Raw genomic sequence first — 22,719 nt, 5'->3', positions numbered from 1 at the left:
ACTGGGCCACATGCTGGAAACCTCGGCCCGCCTGCTCAAGCTCCTGTCCCTGCTCCAGGCCCACAAAGAGTGGTCGGGACCCGAGCTGGCCGACCGGCTCCAGGTCTCCACCCGGACGGTCAGGAACGACGTCGAGCGCCTGCGCACGCTCGGTTACCCGGTTCACGCCACCCCGGGCGTGGCCGGCGGCTACCGGCTCGGCGCCGGGGCGGCGCTGCCGCCGCTGCTGCTCGACGACGAGGAGGCCGTGGCGGTCGCGGTCGGTCTGGGGCGGGCGGCCGGCGGTGGCGTGGCCGGGATCGAGGAAACCTCGGTACGCGCGCTGGCCAAGCTGGAGCAGGTGCTGCCCTCGCGGTTGCGCCGCCGGGTCAGCGCGCTCAACACCCACACGGTGCACATCCCGGGTGAGGCGCCGTCGGTGCCGCCCGAGGTGCTGACCACGCTCGCCAACGCCGCCCGTGACCATGAGCGCCTGCGCTTCGACTACGTGGGGCACGGCGGGGCGGTGAGCAGGCGGGACGCGGAGCCGTACCGGCTGGTGCATCGCAGGGGGCGCTGGTATCTGATGGCGTGGGACGTCGAGCGGGCCGACTGGCGCACGTTCCGGGTGGACCGGATCACGCTCAAGGTGCCCGCCACCGGGCCGCGGTTCGTGCCGCGGGAGCTGCCCGGCGACGTGGCGGCGTACGTGGAGAAGGGGATCAGCACCGCGATGTGGGAGCACACCGGAACGGTGCTGCTGCACGCGCCGGCGGAGCGGATGCGTGAGCTGGGGCTCGGCCTGGAGATCGAGCCGGACGGCGAGGAGCGCTGCCTGATGCGGGTGGGCGGCGACAACCTCACCGGCATCGCCGTCTGGATCGGCTTCCTCGACGTGGACTTCGAGGTGCTCGACCCGCCGGAGCTCGCCACCGCGGTGAAGGCGCTGGCCGACCGGTACGGCAGGGCGGTCAGCGACCGGTAAGCCCGCGGTCAGGGGCCGGCGGCATCGTCTGGGGCATGGATATCACGCAGGTCGCAGGCAGCAGGGACGACTTCCAGCTCGTCCGCCACATCACCGTCGCCGGCTCACAGGAGGAGATCGGCGGGCAGCTCGCGCAGGAGGCGCGCCGGATCGGCTGGCAGCCCGCCCCCGCCGATCCCGAGGTCAACCGGGCGCGCAGGGAGTGGTTCGCCCGCCACTGGCCGCAGCATCTGGCCCGCATGAACGGCGCCGCCGCCGCGCTCGGCCTCGACCCCGAGCAGGACGAGGTCACGCTCGACGGGCTGACCGCGTTGCCGCAGGCCTGCTCGGCGCTGTGGGTGCCGCCCTCGGCGGCCACGGACGGGCACGGCAGGATCGGCCGCAACTACGATTTCTTCACCATGACCACGAGCGAGCTCATGGGCACCCCTCCGGTGCCGGACGAGCTGCCGATGGCCTCGCGCCCGCACGTGATCACCACCCGGCCCGCCGAGGGCCTGGCGAGCACGGTGCTGACGATGACGGAGTTCGACGGCTGCATGGACGGCGTCAACGAGGCCGGTCTCGCCGTGGTGCTGCTGATCGCCGACTTCGAGAGCGCCGAGCCGCCGGAGGACTTCTCCCCGCAGGCCGGCGTGAACTCGGTGCAGTTGCCCCGCTTCCTCCTGGACACCTGTGAGACGGCCGAGGAGGCCAGGGCGGCGCTGCGGGAGGCCACGACGTACGACTTCGGGATGCCGCTGCACTACCTGATCGCCGACGCGCGGGGGCAGGCGTTCGTGTGGGAGGGGCCCGGCCACGTGACCGAGGCCGGTGACGGCGCGCTGTGCGTGACCAACCACCTGCTGCACCGCCACCCCGACCCCAAGGCGCTGCCGGCGGACACCCCGGGGTCCTTCGCCTCCTACGCCCGCCTGCGTACGCTGCACGAGCGCAGCCAGGACGCGGTCATGAGCCCGGCGGACCTGCGCGCGAGCCTGCTGGAGGTGGCGCAGACCGGGGACCCGTCGATGCGGACGCTGTACACCTCGTTCCTCGACACCGCGGAGCGCACGATGACGGTCCGCTTCTACCTGGGCGAAGGCCGCGGCCACTCCCCCGAGCTGGTCTTCAGCCCTTCGCCCTGACCAGGCCGGACTCGTAGGCGAACACCACGAGCTGGGCGCGGTCGCGCGCGCCCAGCTTCGTCATGGCCCTGCTCACGTGCGTCTTGGCGGTGAACGGGCTGACCACCATGCTCTGGGCGATCTCGGCGTTGGTCAGCCCGCGCGCCACCAGCGCGACGGCCTCGCGCTCGCGCGCGGTCAGCAGGTTGGCCTCCCCCGGCGGCAGCGTCAGCGGCGGCCGGGTCACGAACTCGCTGATCAGCCTGCGGGTGATGCCGGGCGACAGCAGCGCGTCGCCGCGCATGACCACGCCGACCGCGTGCACGAGGTCGCCGGGGTCGGTGTCCTTCAGCAGGAACCCGGCCGCGCCCGCGCGCAGCGCGGAGAAGACGTACTCGTCGAGGCCGAAGTTGGTGAGGATCACCACGTGGACGCCGGCCAGCTTCGGGTCGGCGGCGATGGCGGCGGTGGCCTCGATGCCGTCCATGACCGGCATCTGGATGTCGAGCAGGACCACGTCGGGCAGGAGTTCCCGCGCCAGCTCGATCGCCTCCTGCCCGTTGGCCGCCTCGCCGACGACCTCGACGTTCTCCTCGGCGTCCAGCAGCGCGCGAAAGCCGGCCCTGATGAGCTTCTGGTCGTCGGCGAGCAGGACGCGGATCATGCGGGCAGCTCCGCCCGCACGCTGAACCCGCCCTCGGGCCGCGGCCCCGCCGCCAGCGTGCCGCCGAGCGCGGCGACCCGCTCGCGCATGCCGGTCAGCCCGACCCCCGGCGTACCCGCCGACCGGCCGTGCCCGTCGTCGTCCACCTGCAGGACCAGCTCGGCGCTGCCGTAGTTGACGACCACGTCGGCGGCGGCCGCGCCGCCCGCGTGCTTGGTGACGTTGGTCAGCGCCTCCTGCACGATCCGGTAGGCGGCCTGCTCGACCTCCTCGGGCAGCGGGCGGGGCGAGCCGCCGACGGTCAGCCGCACGTCCTGGCCGCCCGCCCTGGTCCGTTCGACCAGTCCGGGCAGCCGCGCGAGCGCGACCGTCTCATCGCGCAGCGCCTCCAGCGTCGCGCGCAGCTCGCGCATCGCGTCGCCGCTGGCCTCCTGGATCGTCAGCAGCGACGCGGGCACCTCCTCGCCGCGCTTCTTCGCCAGGTGTACGGCCACGCCCGCCTGCACCTTGATGACCGAGATCGCGTGGGTGAGGGTGTCGTGCAGTTCCCTGGCGATGTAGAGCCGCTCCTGCTCGGCCCGGCGCAGCAGGGCCTCCTCCCGGGTGCGCTCGGCCTCGGCGGCCCGCTCGTCGGCCTGCAGGAGCGCCACGCCCATCGCCATCGCCGCCACGTACCAGCCCATGACGAGGAAGCCGCCCTTGATCGCGGCCACCGGAGGCAGACCGGCCAGGAGGTTCGCCGCGATCACGCCGAGGATGAGCGTCAGCGCGGAGGCGAGCGCGTACGGCCGGCCTTGGATCCTGACCACGCTGGTCAGCGCGATGAGGGCGGGCACGCTCGCCGCGATCTCGGGTTCGACGGTCAGGAAGTAGACGAGCGCGAGCCCGGTGGTGGTGGCCAGCACCGGGATGGGCGCGCGCCGGTGGAAGTGCATGGCGGCCGCGGCGGCCAGCAGCAGCGCGTAGCCGATCGGGCCTGCTTTGCCGGTGAGGGCGGCGTTGGCCACCATTACGGCCGCCACGACGGGCGCCATCAGGAGATCGGGCCTGCTCATGGCGGCAAACTACGCCATATATCGCCACAGCGCGTCGTCCGGGGGTGCTACTCCCCGGAGAGTAGGCAAGTGCGTTCGCTGGTACGACGACCTGCGGCGATCCGGCGGCGATCGTCGATGGCATGCGAATCGACACCTTCTCCGGCCCGACCCACCTGCCCGGCGACCCCGGCTACGACGGCGGCCGCTGGACCTGGAACCAGGCGGTCGACCAGCGGCCCGCGGTCGTCGCCGAGGCGCTGGGCGCCGAGGACGTGCGGGCCGCGCTGCTGGCCGCCCGTGAACGCGGCCTTCCCCTGACCGTGCAGGCGACCGGCCACGGCACGCTGGCGCCGGCCGACGGCGGCCTGCTGCTGAAGACCACCCGGATGGCCGGCGTGGAGGTCGACCCGGTGCGCCGCGTGGCGGTCGTGGAGCCGGGCGCGGTGTGGGAGGACGTGCTGTCGGCGGCGGCCGCCCACGGACTGGCCCCGCTGGCGGGCGTGCCGTCGGTCGGCGTCACCGGCTACACGCTCGGCGGCGGCGCGGGCTGGCTGTCGCGCCTGTACGGCCTCGCCGCCGACAACGTGGTCGGCGCCGAGGTCGTCACCGCCGACGGCCGGATCCTGGAGGCCGGCGAGGAACACCACCCCGACCTGTTCTGGGCGCTGCGCGGCGGCAGCGGCAACTTCGGCGTCGTCACCCGGCTGGAGTTCCGCCTGTTCCCGGTGGCGCGGATGGTGGCCGGCATGACCATGCACGCCTTCGAGCGCGCCGGCGAGACGCTGGCCGCCTTCCGCGACTGGGAGCAGCCGGACACGGTCAACGCCGCCGTCTTCGTCATCAGGATGCCCGACGGCACGCGGATGCTGGGCGTGCGCGTCGTGGCGGTGGGCGAGCCCGAGTCGGTGCTGGCGCCGCTGCTGTCGGCGGCCGGCGAGCCGCTGAGCGGCGAGTACGCCGAACTGCCCTACGAGCGGGCCGTGGGCGTGCTGGCCCCCGCCCACGGGCCGATGCCGCTGGGCAACGGCTTCGAGTACGTGCGGGACCTGCCCGACGACCTGATCGCCGCGCTCCTGGAGTCACCGGTGGGCGGCATCGAGATCCGCAGGTGGGGCGGTGCCATGGCGGCGCCGGGCGGCCCGGCGGGGCATCGCGACGTGCCGTTCTCGGTGATGGCCGGTGAGCCGATCGAGGTCCCGCACGCGACCGGCGGCGCGTTCCTCAACTTCCTGACCGACACCTCCAGGACGGCCGACGCCTTCACCCCGGCCGCCTACGCCCGCCTGCGCGAGCTGAAGAAGGCCTGGGACCCGGAGGGCGTGCTGCGCCCGAGTCACCTGATCGAGACGGAGTGAGCATGGGATTCCTGCACATCAGCCCGGCCGAGCCGAAGGCCGCCACGGGCCTGGTCGCCGAGGTCTACCGCCGGCAGGCCGCCGACGTGGGACTGACCCGCATGCCCGCCCTGATGGCCGTGTCGTCCGTGCCCGCCCTGCTGGCCGCCACCTGGTCGCTGCTCAGGGAGTCGCTGATGGCGGGGCCGCTGTCCAGGACGGAGCGGGAGGTCGTCGCGCTGGGCGTGTCGACGGCCAACCGGTGCCCGTACTGCGTGGGCGCGCACACCCTGTTCCTGCACGCGACCGGTGACCACGCGCTGGCCGAGACCCTGCTGGCGGGCGGCAGGCCGGCCGAGCCGCGCCAGGCGGCCTTGTACGCCTGGGCGATGGGCGAGACCCGCGACGCCCCGGAGGCGCCGGAGCTGCTGGGGACGGCGCTGGCCTTCCACTTCATCAACCGGATGGTCACCGCTCTGCACACGCCCGACGTGCTGCCGGGCGGGCTGCAGAAGACCCGGCTGGTGCGCCGGGCGGCGGGCCGTACGCTGGCCCGGCCCGCCCGGCGGCTGCTGCCGCCTGGCGAAAGCCTGCGGCTCCTGGACGCGCCGCACCCCGCCGCGCCCGCCTGGGCGCACGGCTCCCCCGCCGGTACGGCCTACGCCGCGCTGACCGAGGTCGCCGGGCGGGGCGGCGCCCTCCTGACGTACCCGGAGCGCGTGGCGGCGGCCGTGGCCCGCTGGGACGGCGGCCATCCGCCCATGGGCGGCTCCTGGCTGGCCGACGCCCTGTCCGGGCTGCCCGCCGCCGAGGGGCGCCCACGCGGCTGGCCCTGCTGGCGGCGCTGGCGCCGTACCGGATCACCGAGGGGGACGTGGCGGCGTGGCCGCACACCGACGAGAGCCTGGTCCGGCTGCTGGCCTTCGGCGCGGTGACGGCGGTGCGGCACGCCGAGCGGAGCTTCAGCCCGGCGGCGGCGAGCTGATCAGCGGGCGGCCAGGTACTCCTCCCTGACCTTGCTCCGGGACAGCTTGCCGGTCGGCGTGCGGGGCAGCCGCTCGCGGAACTCGATCACCTTCGGGTGCTTGAAGCGGGCCAGGCGCGGCTCCAGGTGAGTCAGCAGGGCGTCGGCGGTGATGGGGGCGTGTGGCTGGACGAGGGCAACGACGTTGTGGCCCCACTCCTCGTCCGGCACGCCGATGACCGCGACGTCGGCCACGGCCGGGTGCTCCAGGATCGCGGCCTCGATCTCGGCGGGGTAGATGTTGACGCCGCCGGAGACGATGAGGTCGGTGCGGCGGTCGCACAGGAACAGGAAGCCGTCCTCGTCGAGGTAGCCGATGTCGCCGGGGGCGTACCACTCGCCGCGCATGCTGGCGGCGGTCTTGGCCGGGTCCTTGCGGTACTCGAACGTGCCGAGGCTCGACTTGACGTAGATCATGCCGGGCTCGCCGGGCGGGAGTTCCTCGCCCGCCTCGTCGAGGATCTTGGCCTCGAACGTGGGGGCGGGGCGGCCGACCGTGCCGGGGCGGGCCAGCCAGTCGTGCGGCTTGACGGAGAAGGCGATCGTGGACTCGGTCGAGCCGTAGTACTCGTACAGGACCGGGCCCCACCAGTCGAGTATGCCCTGCTTGACGGCGACCGGGCAGGCGGCGGCGGTGTGGATGACCTGGCCCAGCGAGCTGAGGTCGTAGCGTTTCCTGACCTCGGCCGGGAGCTGGAGCATCCGGTGGAACATGGTCGGCACCATCATCGCGTTGGTGACCCGGTACCGCTCGACGAGGGCCAGGATCGGCTCCGGCTCGAAGCGCGGGGCGATGACGACGGTGTGGCCGAGGTGGAGGGCGAACTGGGTGTGGGCGCACGGCGAGGAGTGGTACATGGGCGAGGTCACCAGGTGCACGCCGTCGCCCGGCCGCAGGTCGCACACCTCGCCCAGGAACCAGACGTACAGCGGGACGATCGCCTCCGGCTCCGCGCCGGGCAGCGGGCGCTGCACGCCCTTGGGGAAGCCGGTGGTGCCGGAGGTGTACCACATGACGGCGCCCGAGGTGCGGTCCTCCGGGGCGGTGCCGGGGCGGCCCTCGGCCAGGCTCGCCACGTCCGCGGGGCCGGTCACCACGACCTTGGCGTCGCAGTCCTGGATGATGTAGTCGACCTCGGGCTCGGTCAGGTGCCAGTTGATCGGCACGTAGTAGAGCCCGATCTGGCCGGTGGCCATGAGCATGACGACCGCGTCGACGCCGTTGCGCAGGATGCCGGCGACCACGTCCCCGTTGCCCAGGCCGCGGGCGCGCAGGCCGTGGGAGACCTGGTTGACGCGGGTGAGCAGGTCGCCGTAGCTGGTGGCGGAGCCGTCCACGTCGATCACGGCGGTGCGGCCGGGATCGGCCGCCGCGATGGCGTAGAAGCCCGGGGTCTGGCTGAGGTCCATCACAGCTCCAGCAGCTCGGCGAGACGGGTTCGGTGGCGGCGGGGCGGGCCGAGCAGGACCTCGTCGGCCTTGGCGCGCTTGTAGTACAGGTGGGCGTCGTGTTCCCAGGTGAAGCCGATGCCGCCGTGCAGCAGCAGGTGGTCGCGGGCCACCTCGAAGCAGGCGCGGCCGACGTAGGCCTGGGCGAGCGCGGCGGCCTCGGGCAGGTCGGCGGGCGACTCGTCCCCGGCCCAGGCGGCGTAGCGGACGATCGACTCGGCCTGTTCGAGCTTGCCGTGCATGTCGGCCAGCTTGTGCTTCACGCCCTGGTAGGAGCCGATGTAGCGGCCGAAGGCGACGCGGACCTTGGCGTAGGCGACGATGGCCTCCAGCGCGGCCCTGATCACGCCGAGCTGCTCGGCCGCGAGGGCGACGGCCTGCAGGTCGCGGATGACGGCCAGCGTCTCGGGGTCGTCGGTGACCAGCCTGCCGGGCGGCGCGGTGACCCGCGCCTGGCGCCGCGTGAGGTCGAGCGTCTCCAGCGGCTCCCTGGTGACCTCCTCAGCCGGTACGGCCCGCAACTCGTTCCCGTCGTCCAGCAGGATGAGGCCGGCCTCCATGCCGTTGGGCACGTGGCCGGCGTCGGCGGCGTAGGTGGCGACGAGGCCGCCGTCGGCGATGCCGGGCAGCAGTTCCTTGTCGCCCGCCCTGGTCAGCGCGATGGCGGCGAAGGTGGTGGCCAGGAAGGGGCCGGGCAGCAGGGCGGCGCCGGTCTCCTCCAGGACGACCGCGAGCTCGGCGTGGCCGGCGCCGGCTCCGCCGTACTCCTCGGGGACGATCAGGCCGGTGAGCCCGAGCTCGCCGGAAAGGCGCGCGTAGACCTCGCGGGAGTACCCGTCGGGCGACTCCATGTCGCGGCGCACCTGGGCGAGCGGCGAGGCGGCGGCGAGGAAGGACCGTACGGCGGCGCGCAGGTCCTGCTGCTCCTGGCTGAGCACGAGCTTCACGACTGGGTCCCCACCTTCAGGTCCTTGAACGGCACGGTCTTGTCCACGCGCGGCTCCGGCGGCAGCCCGAGCACCCGGTCGCCGACGATGTTGCGCATGATCTCGTTGGTGCCGCCGCCGAGGGCGAGCGCGGGCGCCAGCGCGATCGCCTGGGACAGGCCGTCGTCGGTGACCGCGTCGGGTCCGGCGAGGGAGGTGGCGAGGTCGGCCTGGAACATGGTCAGCTCGGCCAGCAGCAGCTTGGCGGCGCTGCCGCGGGCGCCGGGGAAGACGCCGGCCCTGGTCTCCTGCGACAGACGCTGGTTGAACAGCGACAGCGCGCGGGAGCGGATGTGCAGCTCGACGAGCTGGTCGCGGACGTAGGGGTCGCCGGTGTCGAGCTTGTCGCGCAGGGCCTCGAACGAGACGGGGTTGTCGCGCTGGCCGCTCATGCCGACGCCGGCGGAGATCGACAGGCGCTCGTGCAGGAGGGTGGTGACGGCGACGCCCCAGCCGTCGTTGACCTCGCCGATGCGGTCGGCGTCGGGGATCGTCACGTCGTCGAAGAAGATCTCGTTGAACCTGGCGTGGCCGGTCATGTCCTTGAGCGGCTTGACGGTGACGCCGGGGTGGTGCATGTCGACGGCGAACATGGTCAGGCCCTTGTGCTTGGGCACGTCCACGTCGGTCCTGGCCAGCAGCAGGCCCCAGTCGGCGTGCTGGGCCACCGAGGTCCAGACCTTCTGGCCGTTGACGACCCAGCCGTCGCCGTCGCGCTCGGCCTTGGTCTGGAGGCTGGCCACGTCGCTGCCGGCGCCGGGCTCGGAGAACAGCTGGCACCACACGTGCTCGCCGCGCAGCAGCGGGCGCAGGAAGCGGGCGCGCTGCTCGTCGCTGCCCCGGTCGAGGATGGTCGGGCCGCACATGCCCAGGCCGATCGAGAAGACGTAGGTGGGCAGGTTGTGGTGGCGGGCCTCGGCGGCGAAGGCGCGTTCCTCCGCCTGGGTCAGGCCCTGCCCGCCCCACTGCTTCGGCCAGGTGATGCCGGAGTATCCGGCGTCGTGGAGCCGGGCCATGAAGGCCTTCGGATCGTCCTCCCGGGCATTGTCCGCCAGCCAGGCACGGGCCTCGCGCCGATACTCATCAAGGTTCACATCGTCTCCTTGGCATCAGTGCTCACTTACTCTAACTAGCCCGAAGTCGCATTCATAGAGCATTGCTCTGGCGTCGTTTTGTCCGGATTTATCGATGAATCTCCGTTGATTAGAGATGAGGGCACCTAGTGTGATCACCTGATCACGGGGGAGGACGTGATAGCGCGCTTTCGGGGTTCGGTACGGGGAAGGTTGACGCTCTTCGCGAGCTTCACCATCGCTTTGCTGTGCCTCGTGGTCAACACGTTCGTGCTGGTCGCCATCAGGGAGACCGCCGAGGAGTATCGGGCCAACGAGGTCGTCGGCGCCGCCCTGCGCGTGGTCCACCTGATCAAGCGGGGCACGCTGCCGTCCACCATGGCGCCCGAGCCCGGCGGCGCCCTGCAGGTGCTCAACAGCGACGGGAAGGTGGTCGCCTCCTCGCCCAACCTCAAGGGCAAGCCGCGCGTGTCCGACACCACGCCCACCGCCGACAACTCCGCCAACATCAGCGTGGAGTGCGACCTGTACGCCTACCCCGGCCAGTGCATGGTGGTGTCGACCTTCCGGGTGTACGAGCCGGACGGCGACTGGTACGTCTACACGGTCGGCCCCGTCGTGCCCTGGTACGTGCACCTGAGCGTGCTCGCCTTCCTCATCGGCATCTCGATCGCGCTGACCGTGCTGGTGGCGTTCGGCACGTGGAAGGTCGTGGCCAACACGCTCGCGCCGGTGGACGCCATCCGCTCCAAGCTGTCCGACATCACCGCCACCGACCTCGGCCAGCGGGTGCCGGTGCCGATCACGCACGACGAGATCCGCGCCCTCGCCCTCACCGCCAACGAGACGCTGGACCGGCTGCAGACCGCCGTCGAGCAGCAGCGCAGGTTCGCCTCCGACGCCTCCCACGACCTGCGCAGCCCGATCACCGCCATGCGCGCCCAGGTCGAGGAGGCGCTGCTCTACCCCGACACCGCCGACTGGCCGCGCACCGCCGAGGCGATCGTCGGCAGCCTGGACCGGCTGCAGGCCATCGTCACCGACCTGCTCACGCTGGCCAAGCTCGACGCCGGCGCCTCCGGGGCCAAGGAGCCGGTGGACCTGGCCGACCTCGTCATCTCCGAGACCATCCGGCCGAGGGTCAAGAAGGTCGTCACCTCCCTCGACCCGGGCGTGGTCGTCACCGGCGACCGGCTGCGGCTGGCCCGCCTGCTGACCAACCTCATCGACAACGCCGAGCGGCACGCCGACCACACCATCACCATCACCGTGCGCGAGCAGGACGGCCGGGCCGTACTGGAGATCCTGGACGACGGCGCGGGCATCGCGCATGACCAGCGCGACATCGTCTTCCGGCGCTTCACCCGGCTGGACGCCTCCCGCAACCGCGACGCCGGCGGCACCGGTCTCGGCCTGCCGATCGCCCGCGAGATCGCCACCAGCCACCACGGCACGCTCACCATCGGCGACTCCGCGCGCGGCGCCCGGTTCGTGCTCTCACTGCCACTCAGGGAGCCGTGACCAGGTGTTCACCCGATGGTCGGTGAGAAGCCGGATGACGGCGATCGCGGCGGGCAACGCGCTCGTGCTCAACCTCGTCGTGGCCATCCTCGTCACGCCGCTGGTGCACGTGGTGATCAGCGACTACGTCACCGAGCGCGTGGCCAAGGCGGCCCGCCGCGTCGCCTTCAACGTCGAGCGCTTCGCACCCGTCGGCGAGCTCAAGTCCGTCACGCCCACCGAGGAGATCGACGCCCTGCAGGTCGTCGACAACGAGTCGAAGGTACGGCAGGCCAGCAAGCGGCTCCTCGGCCTGCCGCCGCTGACCAACCTGAAGCCCACCGAGGACGACGGCCGGGTGTCGACCACCACCTGCACCAGGCTGCTGCCCGGCAACCCCTGCCTGACCACCGTGGGCTTCCGCGTCAGCGTGGACGGCAACTACTGGATGTCCTACGCCTTCGGCCCCGACATCCCGTGGTACATCAGCCCGCTCTACGCGCTCGGCCTGCTGGCCGGCGCGCTCGTGCTCACCGTGCCCAGCTCGGTGGTGGCGTGGGCGGCGGTCGGCAACGCCCTGCGGCCGGTCAAGGACATCAAGACCGAACTGGCCGAGATCACCGCGACCGACCTGGGCCGCCGGGTGCCGCGCTCGCCGCGCCGCGACGAGCTCGACGACCTGGCCAGGACCGTCAACGACACGCTCGACCGGCTGGAGGTGGCGGTGGAGCAGCAGCGCAGGTTCGCCTCCGACGCCTCCCACGACCTGCGCAGCCCGATCACCGCCATGCGCGCCCAGGTCGAGGAGGCGCTGCTCTACCCGGACGAGACCGACTGGCCGCGGACGGGCAGGGAGGTGCTGGCCAGCCTGGACCGGCTGCAGGCCATCGTCGGCGACCTGCTCACGCTGGCCAGGCTGGAGGCGGGGGCGCCGGGCCGTACGGAGCGGGTGGACCTGGGCGAGCTGGTGGCGGCCGAGTCGGGGCGGCCCAGGTCGAAGCAGGTGGCGACCTCGCTGGAGCCGGGCGCGACGGTCATGGGCGACCGGGTACGGCTGGCCCGCCTGCTGACGAATCTCGTCGACAACGCCGAGCGGCATGCCGACGAGTCGATAACGATCACGGTTCGAGCCGAGGGCGGGCAGGCCGTACTGGAGGTGCTGGACGACGGGGACGGCATCGCGCCCGATCAGCGCGAGGTGGTTTTCCGGCGTTTCACCCGGTTGGACGCCTCCCGCAACCGCGACGCGGGCGGCACGGGACTGGGTCTGCCGATCGCCCGGGAGATCGCCACGAGCCACGACGGGACGCTCACGATCGAGGATTCGACCCACGGTGCCCGGTTTGTCCTGCGGATCCCACTCGCTGATGGTTACCGAGGGTAATAGAGTTCTCGGCTGTGACACGGGGTTTCAGCCGATTACGACGTGAGGATCTCCTCAAGACGGCCTGCGAGGTGATTGCGGCCCGTGGGTTCGGGCATACCCGGACCCTCGACATCGCCCGGGCGGCGGGCGTGAGCCAGGCGTTGCTGTTCTACCACTTCGAGACGAAGGAACAGCTGATCGCCGAGGCCTTCGCCTATGCGGCCAGGCAACATCTGAACGCCATCGGCAAGATCGAGCGCTCGCCGCACTCGCCGACGGAGCGCCTGCGCGCGCTGATCAGGCTGAGCTCGCCGGGCACCTCGGCCGCGGGCTGGCGCATCTGGATCGACGCATGGTCGGAGTCGATGCGCAACCCCGAACTGGAGGCCACCACCCGCCGCATGGACGTGCACGGCAGGACCGTGCTCAAGGAGATCATCGCGGCCGGGGTCGAGTGCGGCGAGTTCACCTGCGCCGATCCCGAGGCCTCCAGCTGGCGGATCTTCGCGATGATCGACGGCCTCGCCGTACAGCTGCACGTGCACGACAAGCTCATCTCCCGCCGCAAGGTCCTCCTGCTCGTCCGTACGGCTGCCGCGATGGAGGTGGGCCTGACGGTCGACGACGTGTGAGCCGGGTCACTCTTCCCTCGCTATTGGATGCTCCGTACAATTACGTGGCGAGGAGAGGAGTGCCTGCGATGACAGCCGCACCGAGCTCTACCGCCGCACGGGAATCCGACGAGACGGTCGCCGACCGCAGTGCCTACGAGACGGTCATCCATCGCCTCTCGAAGGCCTCGGTCGACAAGCATTGGGAGCCGTACAAGGACATCCCCTGGGACGACCCCGAGTTCCTGATCGACCAGGACGACCCGCGCTGGGAACTGCCCGAGGTCGACAAGCTGGGCGCGCACGCGTGGTACCGGTCCCGCTCCCCCGAGGTCAGGGCGCGGATCGGGCTGTTCAGGGTGACCACCGCGATGAAGATCGGGCTGCAGTTCGAGAACCTGCTCAAGCGGGGCCTGCTCAACTACGCCTACCGCCTGCCCAACGGCGCGCCCGAGTTCCGCTACGTCTACCACGAGACCATCGAAGAGGGACATCACGGGATGATGTTCCAGGAGTTCGTGAACCGCACGAAGATGCCGGTACGCGGCATGCCGGGGCCGCTCAGCCTCATCGCCCAGGTGGCGCCGTGGATCCCGCTGATCTCCACCGAGTTGTTCTTCATCTTCGTGCTCGGCGGCGAGGACCCCATCGACCACGTGCAGCGCAAGATGCTCAAGGACGGCAGGAAGCACCACCCGCTCGAAGAGACGATCATGCGCATCCACATCGCGGAGGAGGCCAGGCACATCTCCTTCGCCCGGCACTACCTGCGCAACCGGGTGCCGCGCATGCCCCGCCACCGCAGGCTGCTGCTCGGGATCATCTCGCCGATCATCCTGGGCGTCATGGCCCGGATCATGCTGGCCCCGCCCGGCCCGATGATCAAGCGCTTCAACGTCCCGCCGCACGTGGTCAGGGAGGTCTACACCAACAGCCAGGCCGCCGCCGCGGAGATCCGCGACTCGGTCGGCAAGACCCGCGAGCTGTGCGTGGACGTCGGCCTGGTTAACCCGCTCACCCGGCGGATCTGGCAGGTCATGGGCATCTGGGCGCCGAGCGGGAAGAGCGCGTGAACCCCTCGCCCGCCGGGCGGGTGAAGTGCGCGATCGTCACCGGAGGCGCGTCCGGAATCGGGCGGGCGCTGGCCCGGGACCTGTCCCTGAAGGGCGTGGCGGTGACGATCGCCGACCTCGACGAGGCGGCGGGCAGGCGGGTGGCGGCGGAGTTCGGGCTGGACTTCGCCCCGCTCGACGTCACCGACGCCGAGGCCGTGGCCGCCCTCTTCCATCGGGTACGGCAGGAGCGCGGGCGGCTCGACTTCGTGTTCAACAACGCGGGCATCGCCATCGGGGGCGCCACCGAGGAACTGTCCCTGGCGCACTGGGACAAGGCCGTCGACGTGAACCTGCGCGGCGTGGTCCACGGGGTGCACGCGGCGTACCCGATCATGCTGAAGCAGGGGTTCGGGCATCTGGTCAACACCGCGTCGATGGCGGGGCTGGTGCCGGCGCCGTTCATGCTGCCGTACACCACGACCAAGCACGCGGTGGTCGGGCTGTCGCTGGCGTTGCGGGCGGAGGCGGCGGCGCGGGGCGTGCGGGTGAGCGTGGTGTGCCCGGGGTTCACCGACACGCCGCTGCTCGACCACGCCAACCCGGGACTGCCGGAGACCGAGATGGGCCGCCAGGCCAGGAGCGCGGCGGTGCGGGCTCAGGGGCGGCTGTACTCGGTGGACGCGCTGTCGCGCGACATCCTGCGCGGGGTGGCGCGCGACCAGGCGCTCATCGTGGCTCCGGCCTCGGGGCGGATGGCGTGGCGCGGGGCCAGGATGTTCCCGGCGGGCGCCGTGCGGGCGGCGGCGCTGGCCGTGCGGCGATTGCGTGTTTCACTTCCCGACAAAGCGGACATATAGCCATAAATCGGGGAGGTGTTCCGTGTGAGTTCCAAGTCGCGCCAGTCGCGCGAGCAGCACGAGGACAGTACCGGCCGGCGATCCGAAGTGGAGACGCCGAAACCCTTCGCGAAGGTCAGGGCGGCCTCGCGGGGGACCACGGAACGTACCGCGTCCGGCGGCGCGCTCTCGCGGCGGCTGGCCAAGCAGTCCCTCCCCCTGCGCCGCGGCCAGCGCGGCGGCACCACCAAGAGCTGACCTGGACGCCCTAGGCCGCCACCTAGGGAACGCCGGGGCGCCCCCACCGCCCACCTGGGGGCGCCTCCGGTTCCAACGAGCGGCGCGGCCGGAACCCCGAACGGCCGCGCGTCACGTGGGGGTGGAACCGAGAGGCCGGTCCCGGGCCCTCCAGCCCGGGACCGGTACGCAAGCTAGAGCTGGGGCTCCGGCCGCAGTTCGACGCGGGCGTCCCGGGGCGCTCCGTCCATCTCCAGCACGACGATCTCGTTGGCGCCCTCACGCAGCAGCGGCCACGGCAGGTACAGGGTGACCTGCGGGCCCTTGTCCCAGTAGCGGCCGAGGTGGAAGCCGTTGACCCACACGTGCCCCTTGACCCAGCCGGGCAGCGCGAGGAAGCCGTCCGCCGGCCGTTCGACGTGGAGGGTGCCGCGGTGGAAGGCCGGGCCCTCGGCAGCGGACGAGCGCCCCCACGGCAGCGCCGAGACGTCGGACAGCGGCACGGGGTCGATCTCCCAGCCGAACAGGTACTGCTGGTCGTGCTGGACGCCGTCCAGGACGCCCTTGCGCTCGCCCACCAGCGGGCCGTAGTTGACCCGGCCCATCGCCTCGACCACCAGCGTCAGCTCCGCGCCCTCCGCGGGCGTCTTGACCTCCACGTCCGAGGCCCCGTCGCGCTCCAGCACCCCGGCGACGGCGCCGTCGACGAGCACGTTCGCCCGGTCGTGCAGGCCCCTGACGCGCACCCGGAGCGCGTCGCCGCGCGGCCCGGGGATCCGGGTGCGATAGACGGCCAGGCCGTAGTCCTGGCCGAGCTCCTCGAACGTACGCGTGGCCGCGCTGCGCACGGTCCCGGCCGAGAGGACGTCCAGGCAGTCGAGCAGCGCCAGCCGTTCGCCCAGCTCCACCCGCTGCGGCGGCAGCGTCTCCCGAACGCTCTCCGGCACCGGCGGCAGGTCGGCGTGGCGGCCCAGTACCTCCCGGTAGGCCCAGAACTTCGGCGTCAGCGTCCCGCTCTCCGAGATCGGCGCGTCGTAGTCGTAGGAGGTGACGGTCGGCTGGTAGGTGTCGCCGTCGGCGTTGGCCCCGGCCCAGAAGCCGAAGTTGGTGCCGCCGACGGCCATGTAGAAGTTGACGGAACCGCGCTCCAGGATCTCCTCCAGGGCCTGGGCGGCGTCCCGCGGGTCGCGGGTGTGGTGCCGCTCGCCGTAGTGGTCGAACCAGCCGTTCCAGAACTCCATGCAGAACAGGTCGTCGTCCGGCCGGTGCCGCGCCAGCGCCTCGAACTGCCGCTCGGCCCCGCTGCCGAAGTTGGCCGTCGCCAGGACGCCGGGCAGGGTGCCGCCGGTCAGCATCAGGTCCGTGGCGCCGTCGGAGGTGAACAACGGGACGTCGATGCCGCGCCGTACCAGGCCGTCGGCCAGGTGGCGCAGGTAGACGGGGTCGGTGCCGTAGGAGCCGTACTCGTTCTCCACCTGCACCATGACGACGTTGCCGCCCCTGGTCGCCTGGTGGGCGGCGATGCGCGGGATCAGCTCGTCGAAGAAGCGGTCCACCGGCTCCAGGAAGCGCGGGTCGTGGCAGCGGTAGGGGCCGGGCAGCCAGGACGGCAGCCCGCCGTTCTCCCACTCGGCGCAGATGTACGGCCCGGGCCGCACGATGACCTTCAGCCCGGCCTCACCCGCCGCCAGGAAGAAGCCCTCCATGTCGGCCAGGCCGGTGAAGTCGAACTGGCCGGGGCGCGGCTCGTGCAGGTTCCACGGCACGTACGTCTCGACCGTGTCCACACCCATCGCCCGCAGCTTGCCCAGCCGGTCCGGCCACTGCCGGGGCAGCGTCCGGAAGTAGTGCATGGCTCCGCTGAGCACCTTCATCGCCGGTTCCCTTTTGCCGATTACGGTTTGCTTCGCCGTACTTTAGAGCATCTGTGCTCAGGGACGGCGGGCGAGCAGGACCTGCGTGCGGACCTCCTCCACCCAGCGGCCGGACGGGTTCGCCGCGGTCAGGGCGGCGCGCAGCGCGCCGACGAAGGCGTCCTTGCGCTCGCCGAGGCGGGCGGGCGCCGAGTAGGAGTAGGAGAGCTGCAGGCCGATCACGTCGTCCTGGTCCCGGTCGCGCCGCCAGGTGAACACCTCCGCCTCCAGGTCCCCGAACGGCGAGTCGGCCAGCACCTCGTCGTGGTGCTTGCCGCTGGCCTGGAAGGAGTCGCGGGCGGTCAGCCCGTTCACCCCGAACTCCTCCCGCACCCGCCGCGTCACCGGCTCCCACGGCAGGTTCTCGTGGTCGCGCGTGGGGCCGACCAGCGCGACGATCCCGTCCGGCGGCAGCAGGTCGTCCAGGTCGGCGAGGACCGTCCGCCGGTCCATCCAATGGAAGGAACGGCCCATCACCACGTGGCCGAAACCCGGCAGTTCCCGCAATGTGGTCGAGTCGCCGGCCAGCCACCGGATGTTGGCCCGCCCGGCGCCGAGCTTGCGCCCCTCGGCCAGCATCTCCTCCGCCGGATCGACCGCCAGCACCCCTTCCACCTGCTCCGACAGCGGGATCGCCACCGTGCCGGGGCCGCAGCCCAGGTCGAGCACGGTGGCCCGCGCGCCGAACGCCGCGGCCAGCCGGTCGATCGCCGCGTCGCCGTGGTCGGCGCGGTGTCTGGCGTAATAGGGGGCGGCACCGCCGAACAGGTCATCCATAGGTGGGACCATAGACGGGTTTCGAGGTGTTCGAGGGAAGGTCAAGATCGGTGAGGCGGCTTCTCACGGTCCTGCTGCTCGCCTGTGCGGCGGTCGGCGGCTGGATCGCTCCAGCGCGGGCGCACAACGTGCTGGTCTCCAGCGATCCCCGAGCGGACGCGGTGCTCACCGCCGCGCCGCAGCGGGTCACGCTCGTCTTCGACCAGCCGGTACGGCAGGGCTACGCGCAGATCGGCCTGACCGGGCCGGGGGGCGAGGCGCTCACCGCGGGCGCGACGGTGGTGGCCAAGGAGCGGGTGAGCGTACCGCTGAAGGCGCTGACCGCGAACGGCGCGTATGTGGTCGGCTACCGGATCCTGTCCTCGGACGGGCACCCGGTGACCGGCCAGGTGCGCTTCACCCTCAAGCTGTCCGCCCCGGCGGGCGAGTCGCCGCCCGGTGACGGGCAGCCCGGCGCCGCCGCGGTGGCACAGCCCGCCGACCTCAGCGCGCGGGCCGCGGAGGCGGCGGCCAACGGCGGGGCCGGGATGGCGGTCGTCTGGATCGTCGGCGCCCTGCTGCTGCTCGCGGCCGGAACCGTGATCGCCCTGCGCCGAAGCGCCCAGCCCGCCACCGAGCCGCCGTCCCCAGGCGACAAGGGCACGCGGGCATGAGCGGCACCACACCGGTGCGCAAGAGCGACGAGCCCGTGGCCGGGACACCCGGTCCGGGCACCGACCGCAGCCCGGCCGGGGCGCGCGGTCCGGCAGAGGCGCACGGGAGCGCCGGAATGCGTGAGAGCGCCGAGGTGCGTGGGTCGGCTGGGGTGCGTGGGATGGCCGGGGTGTTCGTGCTGGCCGCCGTCGCCTCGGCTGTGGTGGCGAGCACGGTGACCGCGCAGGAGGCGGTGCCGGGGATCGTGCTGCCGGGGCCGGTGGTGGCCTTCGGGCTGCCGGTCGTGCGGGTGCTGCTCGACGTGGCCGCCGTGGCGACGGTCGGGCTGAGCCTGCTGCCCAAGCTGCTCGGGTTCGACGAGCCGGAGCGCACCGAGCCGGTCCTGCGCCGGGTGCGCCCGCTGGCCGTCACCGCCGCCTGGGCATGGGCGATCTGCGCGCTGGTCACGATCGTCTTCCAGGCCGCCGAGCTCAACCCGGGCGGCGTCCCCACCCTCGGCATGATCACCGCCTACGTGAACGGGGTGGGTACCGGCCAGGGGCTGCTGTTCAGCGCCGCGTGCGCGCTGGCGGCGGCGGGGATCGGGCTGATGGCGGTGCGGTTCGGCGAGAAGGTGCCGGCGGAGCTGCGGATCGTGGTGGCGGCGTTCGGGCTGCTGCCGATCCCGGTGACCGGGCACGCGGTCGACTCCGTCTGGCACGACCCGATCATGATCTCGATGGAGTTGCACGTGATCGGCGCCGCCGCCTGGACCGGCGGGCTGCTGGCCACCGTGGTGTTCCTGGCGCCGCGCCGCGACCTGCTGGCCACGGCGCTGCCCAGGTTCTCCCGGCTGGCGACGCTCGCGCTGGTGCTGGTGGCGGCGTCCGGGCTGGTCAGCGGCCTCGGCACGCTGGCGCTGACGCCGGGTGTGGAACTGCCGGGCGCGATCCTGACCACCGAGTACGGCCTGCTCGTCGTCACCAAGGTCGCCCTGACCGCGCTGCTCGTGCCGCTGGCCGCGCACATCAGGTGGCGCCTGCTGCCCGGCATCGCGGCCGGAAAGGCCACCTCCGTGGTCGGCTGGGCGAGCGCGGAGGTGGCCGTGATGGGCCTGGCGTACGGCGTCGCCGTAGCCATCACCCGCGCCTCGATCGGCTGAGGCGGACACAACCCCCACACGGCCAGCGGAATGCTCAGGCGGGCACGACGTCGCGGGGTTCGAGGGGGTGGAGTTCGAAGCGGTTGACGAACCATTCGCAGGCCAGCCAGGCGGCCAGCAGTCCCGCTCCCGCCCAGACAGCCGACGCCGTGGCCAGGGGCGGGGCTCCCAGGAGTCCTTCCATGCCGTTGAGCGTGCCGTACACGCCGCCCATGAGCGCGCTCTGCGCGACCAGCCCGCCGTAGACGGCGGCGGTCGCGAGGACGGTCCCGGCGACGGCGCGTACCACCGGCATCCTGATCGCGAACGCCAGGTCCACCGCGATCGCCCCGGCGACCAGGAAGAACGGCACCGCCGACGGCGGGAACCCGGTGGTGGTCAGCATCGGCCACACCAGCGTCCTGAACCCCACGTACGCGAGCGCGACCAGCGTGGCACTGCCGAAGCGACCGATCATCAGCCGGGCGACGGCGAGCACGGTCATGCCGACGACGACGGCGTAGACGGGATAGAGCGCGTCCGGCACCGGCAGCGAGAAACCGACCATGGTGGTCCGGTCGACCTCCCGCCCCATCTGGTCGGCGGCGAACTGCAGCAGGATCGGCTCGGCGTAGGCGGAGTTGTTGTCCCAGGCGCCGATGGACAGCACGCCGTACTCCTGGTGCTGTTCGGGGAAGTGCACGTTCTCCAGGAAGAACGCGAAGAACGCGCCCAGCACCACGGTACGCTCCCGGCCGGGCGGCGCCCCGGTGAACCAGCCCCGGATCACCCCGGCGATCATGAAGAACGTGCCCACGTACAGCAGGATGTGCGACGGGCTCCACGAGGTGATGTCGAGGCCGTTGACGCGGTGGTTGATCAGGTCGAGCGGGACCGCCACCAGGAAGATCCCGGTGCCCCACTGGATGAGCCGCAGCGCCGTCCTGTCGACGCCGTAACCGGTGTAGCCGTGGACGATGGTGAGGGCCAGGGCGAGGACCGTTCCAGCCGAGTTCAGCAGGTGCGGCGGGGCCAGGTCGTCGCGCAGCCACTTGAAGTGCCAGGAGACGTCCCAGGCCGAGCCGAGCAGTTTGAGTGAGAACGCCGCCAGCCAGCCGTAGTAGAGGACCCGGAAGAGGTCCGGTGGCGTCTCGCGCCCCGCCTGGCCTCTGGTCCAGTACGGCAGAGCCCAGTCCTTGATCATTGCTGCTCGTTTCACGGCACGAAATCTTGCCCGGCCTTTACCCACATCGCAATCGGACACAAACCGCAGATCAAGCCGGGCGCAGCCGTACGGGAAGGTGCTTGAGGCCGTTCTGGAAGTTGGAGGTGAGGCGGACCGGCTCCCCGGTGAGCGTGACCTCCCAGCGCAGCAGTTCGGTGAAGACGGCGCGCATCTGCACCCTGGCCAGATGCGCGCCCAGGCAGAAGTGCGGTCCGAAGCCGAAGCTGACGTGGTCGTTGGGGGTACGGCCGGCGTCGAAGCGGTCAGGGTCGGCGAAGGCCGCCGGGTCGCGGTTGGCGGAGGCGTGGTAGACGACGACCTTGTCGCCCTCCTTGATGTCCTGGCCGGAGAGGGTGAGGTCGCGCGTGGCCGTACGGCGGAAGTTCATGACGGGCGGCCAGAAGCGCAGCATCTCCTCGATCGCGGACGGCAGGAGCGCGGGGTCGGCGCGCAGGCGGGCGTGCTCGGCGGGATGGCGCAGGAGGGTGAGCAGGCCGCCGGGGATGCCGTTGCGGAGAGTCTCGTTGCCGGCGACGGCGAACAGGAAGAACATGTTCTGGAACTCGTCCTCGGTGAGGCCGCCCTTGAGCATGGCCGACATCACGGACGTCTCGTCGGTCGGGGTGGCGGCCAGCGCCTTGGCGTAGGCGAACATGTCGGCCAGGGCGGCCTTCGAGCGGGGGTTCACGCCGGGTTCGAGCTCGGGGCGGGCCGCCAGCGCGAGCCGTCCCATGGGGCTCAGCCGCCGCGCGTCGGCCGTGGACAGGCCCGCGTAGTCGGCGTCCTGGTAGCCGATCACCCGCGAGGCCCAGTCGTGCAGCAGCCGCCGGTCGCCGTCCGGCACGCCCATCACGTGCGCGAGCGTCCAGACCGGCAGGTCGGCCGCCACCTCCACGAAGTCGCACTCGCCCGCCGCGAACAGCGCCGCCGCCCGCCCGGCGATCGTGCGCTCCAGCAGCCGCACGGCCCGGGGCGAGAACGCCGCCGCCACGATCCTGCGCAGCCTGGAGTGGTCCGGCGGGTCGGTGTTGAGCATCATCGCCCGCACGAACGCGAGGTCGGCCGGCGTCGCGGGATCGCGGATCTGGGTGGCGCCGCGATGGGAGGAGAAATCCTCGGGTGTACGCAGCACGTGCTTGACCTCTTTATGCCGAAATACACTGAAGTATCCGGGCCCTGCCTGCCACGGCCCCACCGCGGGCTCCGGAATCCAGTGCACCGGCGCCTCATCCCGCAACCGGGCGAACAACTCGTAGGGCACGCCACTCTCGTACGTCGACGGCAGAAAAACGGTCTCCACACCCATGGCCCCCAGCGTGCATGATGACCACGTGACACCTGAAGAAGGCGACGCGATTCTCCGGGACTACTTCGCCCCCTGGATCCAGGACCTCGGGCTGCGCGTGGAAGAGGTCGGCGAACGCCACGCCGTGGTCCGGCTGCCCTGGTCCGACGCGCTGGCCAGGCAGGGCGGCGGCCTGTGCGGGCAGGCCATGATGGCCGCCGCCGACACGGCCACGGTGATCGCGATCTCCTCGGCCAGGGGCGGCTTCGTGCCGATGACGACGGTGCAGCAGTCCACGACGTTCCAGCGGCCGGTGGCGGGCAAGGACGTGCTGGTGCACGTGCGGATCACCAAGCTGGGCAGGACGCTGGCGTTCTCCGACGTCACCCTCACCCCCGACGGCGCCGCCGACCCGGCCGCCCACGCCAGCACCGTCTACGCCATCCTGGCCTGACCCGCCTCACGCCAGCCGGCGGCCCGCCATCACGGGAGCCGGAGCCCGC

At 72.1% G+C, this 22,719-nt stretch carries 22 protein-coding genes; 13 read left to right on the top strand and 9 right to left on the bottom strand.

Annotation, left to right across the window (positions count from 1 at the left end; translation table 11 throughout):
* Positions 1-10: 10 nt before the first annotated feature.
* Positions 11-964: a helix-turn-helix transcriptional regulator gene (locus ACFWYW_RS04670; protein ID WP_379609678.1), complete on the top strand. Its 954-nt coding sequence runs from the start codon at positions 11-13 to the stop codon at positions 962-964.
* A gap of 35 nt (positions 965-999) precedes the next feature.
* Positions 1,000-2,091: a C45 family autoproteolytic acyltransferase/hydolase gene (locus ACFWYW_RS04665; RefSeq protein ID WP_379609677.1), complete on the top strand. Its 1,092-nt coding sequence runs from the start codon at positions 1,000-1,002 to the stop codon at positions 2,089-2,091.
* Here ACFWYW_RS04665 and ACFWYW_RS04660 read toward each other — a convergent pair.
* Together ACFWYW_RS04660 and ACFWYW_RS04655 are read right to left on the bottom strand one after the other, a co-directional pair.
* Positions 2,075-2,734, bottom strand: a complete 660-nt coding sequence (locus ACFWYW_RS04660; protein ID WP_379609676.1) for a response regulator — start codon at positions 2,732-2,734, stop codon at positions 2,075-2,077. The two genes, ACFWYW_RS04665 and ACFWYW_RS04660, sit on opposite strands and share 17 nt — an antisense overlap.
* Positions 2,731-3,789, bottom strand: coding sequence for a sensor histidine kinase (locus tag ACFWYW_RS04655; protein ID WP_379609675.1), 1,059 nt, complete (start codon positions 3,787-3,789; stop codon positions 2,731-2,733). Before ACFWYW_RS04655 ends, ACFWYW_RS04660 begins: the two co-directional genes overlap by 4 nt.
* A gap of 122 nt (positions 3,790-3,911) precedes the next feature.
* On the opposite strand from ACFWYW_RS04655, the gene ACFWYW_RS04650 reads away from it, so the two are divergent.
* Together ACFWYW_RS04650 and ACFWYW_RS04645 are read left to right on the top strand one after the other, a co-directional pair.
* Complete coding sequence (locus ACFWYW_RS04650) at positions 3,912-5,126, top strand: FAD-binding oxidoreductase (RefSeq protein ID WP_379640906.1); 1,215 nt, start codon at positions 3,912-3,914, stop codon at positions 5,124-5,126.
* A 2-nt stretch (positions 5,127-5,128) separates the two neighbouring features.
* Positions 5,129-6,040: a carboxymuconolactone decarboxylase family protein gene (locus ACFWYW_RS04645; RefSeq protein ID WP_379640905.1), complete on the top strand. Its 912-nt coding sequence runs from the start codon at positions 5,129-5,131 to the stop codon at positions 6,038-6,040.
* A gap of 50 nt (positions 6,041-6,090) precedes the next feature.
* On the opposite strand, the gene ACFWYW_RS04640 is transcribed toward ACFWYW_RS04645, so the two are convergent.
* Genes ACFWYW_RS04640 through ACFWYW_RS04630 form a run of 3 tightly spaced genes read right to left on the bottom strand, consistent with a single transcriptional unit; the run spans position 6,091 to position 9,658 of the window.
* Positions 6,091-7,539: an AMP-binding protein gene (locus ACFWYW_RS04640; protein ID WP_379609670.1), complete on the bottom strand. Its 1,449-nt coding sequence runs from the start codon at positions 7,537-7,539 to the stop codon at positions 6,091-6,093.
* Positions 7,539-8,525 (bottom strand): acyl-CoA dehydrogenase family protein, encoded by a 987-nt coding sequence (locus ACFWYW_RS04635; protein WP_379609669.1) that lies wholly within the window; start codon positions 8,523-8,525, stop codon positions 7,539-7,541. Before ACFWYW_RS04635 ends, ACFWYW_RS04640 begins: the two co-directional genes overlap by 1 nt.
* Complete coding sequence (locus tag ACFWYW_RS04630; RefSeq protein ID WP_379609668.1) at positions 8,522-9,658, bottom strand: acyl-CoA dehydrogenase family protein; 1,137 nt, start codon at positions 9,656-9,658, stop codon at positions 8,522-8,524. Before ACFWYW_RS04630 ends, ACFWYW_RS04635 begins: the two co-directional genes overlap by 4 nt.
* A gap of 192 nt (positions 9,659-9,850) precedes the next feature.
* On the opposite strand from ACFWYW_RS04630, the gene ACFWYW_RS04625 reads away from it, so the two are divergent.
* From ACFWYW_RS04625 to ACFWYW_RS04600, 6 genes are all read left to right on the top strand, one after another.
* On the top strand, positions 9,851-11,158 hold the full coding sequence (locus ACFWYW_RS04625) for a sensor histidine kinase (RefSeq protein ID WP_379609667.1): 1,308 nt from the start codon (positions 9,851-9,853) through the stop codon (positions 11,156-11,158).
* Positions 11,159-11,192: 34 nt separating this feature from the next.
* Complete coding sequence (locus ACFWYW_RS04620; protein WP_379609666.1) at positions 11,193-12,521, top strand: sensor histidine kinase; 1,329 nt, start codon at positions 11,193-11,195, stop codon at positions 12,519-12,521.
* A 14-nt stretch (positions 12,522-12,535) separates the two neighbouring features.
* Positions 12,536-13,135 (top strand): TetR/AcrR family transcriptional regulator, encoded by a 600-nt coding sequence (locus ACFWYW_RS04615; protein ID WP_379609665.1) that lies wholly within the window; start codon positions 12,536-12,538, stop codon positions 13,133-13,135.
* A gap of 68 nt (positions 13,136-13,203) precedes the next feature.
* Complete coding sequence (locus ACFWYW_RS04610) at positions 13,204-14,187, top strand: diiron oxygenase (protein WP_379609664.1); 984 nt, start codon at positions 13,204-13,206, stop codon at positions 14,185-14,187.
* A complete protein-coding gene (locus ACFWYW_RS04605) occupies positions 14,184-15,026 on the top strand; it encodes an SDR family NAD(P)-dependent oxidoreductase (RefSeq protein WP_379609663.1) in 843 nt (280 codons plus the stop codon). The genes ACFWYW_RS04610 and ACFWYW_RS04605 overlap by 4 nt, the downstream gene beginning before the upstream one ends.
* A gap of 24 nt (positions 15,027-15,050) precedes the next feature.
* On the top strand, positions 15,051-15,263 hold the full coding sequence (locus ACFWYW_RS04600; protein WP_379609662.1) for a hypothetical protein: 213 nt from the start codon (positions 15,051-15,053) through the stop codon (positions 15,261-15,263).
* 173 nt (positions 15,264-15,436) lie between these two features.
* Here ACFWYW_RS04600 and ACFWYW_RS04595 read toward each other — a convergent pair whose 3' ends face one another.
* Positions 15,437-17,116, bottom strand: coding sequence for a beta-galactosidase family protein (locus ACFWYW_RS04595; RefSeq protein ID WP_379609661.1), 1,680 nt, complete (start codon positions 17,114-17,116; stop codon positions 15,437-15,439).
* A gap of 57 nt (positions 17,117-17,173) precedes the next feature.
* Positions 17,174-17,932 carry a class I SAM-dependent methyltransferase gene (locus ACFWYW_RS04590; protein ID WP_379609660.1) on the bottom strand — a complete coding sequence of 253 codons (759 nt, stop codon included), beginning with the start codon at positions 17,930-17,932 and terminating at the stop codon, positions 17,174-17,176.
* A 50-nt stretch (positions 17,933-17,982) separates the two neighbouring features.
* Between ACFWYW_RS04590 and ACFWYW_RS04585 the strand changes: the two genes are divergently transcribed.
* Both ACFWYW_RS04585 and ACFWYW_RS04580 read left to right on the top strand, forming a co-directional pair.
* On the top strand, positions 17,983-18,585 hold the full coding sequence (locus tag ACFWYW_RS04585) for a copper resistance protein CopC (RefSeq protein WP_379609659.1): 603 nt from the start codon (positions 17,983-17,985) through the stop codon (positions 18,583-18,585).
* Positions 18,582-19,727: a copper resistance D family protein gene (locus ACFWYW_RS04580; RefSeq protein ID WP_379609658.1), complete on the top strand. Its 1,146-nt coding sequence runs from the start codon at positions 18,582-18,584 to the stop codon at positions 19,725-19,727. The genes ACFWYW_RS04585 and ACFWYW_RS04580 overlap by 4 nt, the downstream gene beginning before the upstream one ends.
* 34 nt (positions 19,728-19,761) lie before the next feature.
* Here the strand turns inward: ACFWYW_RS04580 and ACFWYW_RS04575 are convergent, their stop codons facing one another.
* Both ACFWYW_RS04575 and ACFWYW_RS04570 read right to left on the bottom strand, forming a co-directional pair.
* Positions 19,762-20,925: a hypothetical protein gene (locus ACFWYW_RS04575; protein WP_379609657.1), complete on the bottom strand. Its 1,164-nt coding sequence runs from the start codon at positions 20,923-20,925 to the stop codon at positions 19,762-19,764.
* Positions 20,926-20,980: 55 nt separating this feature from the next.
* The gene (locus ACFWYW_RS04570; protein ID WP_379609656.1) at positions 20,981-22,237 is read right to left on the bottom strand and encodes a cytochrome P450; all 1,257 of its coding nucleotides are present in this window, start codon (positions 22,235-22,237) and stop codon (positions 20,981-20,983) included.
* 25 nt (positions 22,238-22,262) lie between these two features.
* On the opposite strand from ACFWYW_RS04570, the gene ACFWYW_RS04565 reads away from it, so the two are divergent.
* Positions 22,263-22,670: a PaaI family thioesterase gene (locus ACFWYW_RS04565; RefSeq protein WP_379609655.1), complete on the top strand. Its 408-nt coding sequence runs from the start codon at positions 22,263-22,265 to the stop codon at positions 22,668-22,670.
* Positions 22,671-22,719: the final 49 nt, after the last annotated feature.

Source organism: Nonomuraea sp. NPDC059023 (assembly GCF_042740095.1).
Taxonomy (GTDB): domain Bacteria; phylum Actinomycetota; class Actinomycetes; order Streptosporangiales; family Streptosporangiaceae; genus Nonomuraea.
This window is presented reverse-complemented; position numbering and strand designations above follow the sequence as displayed.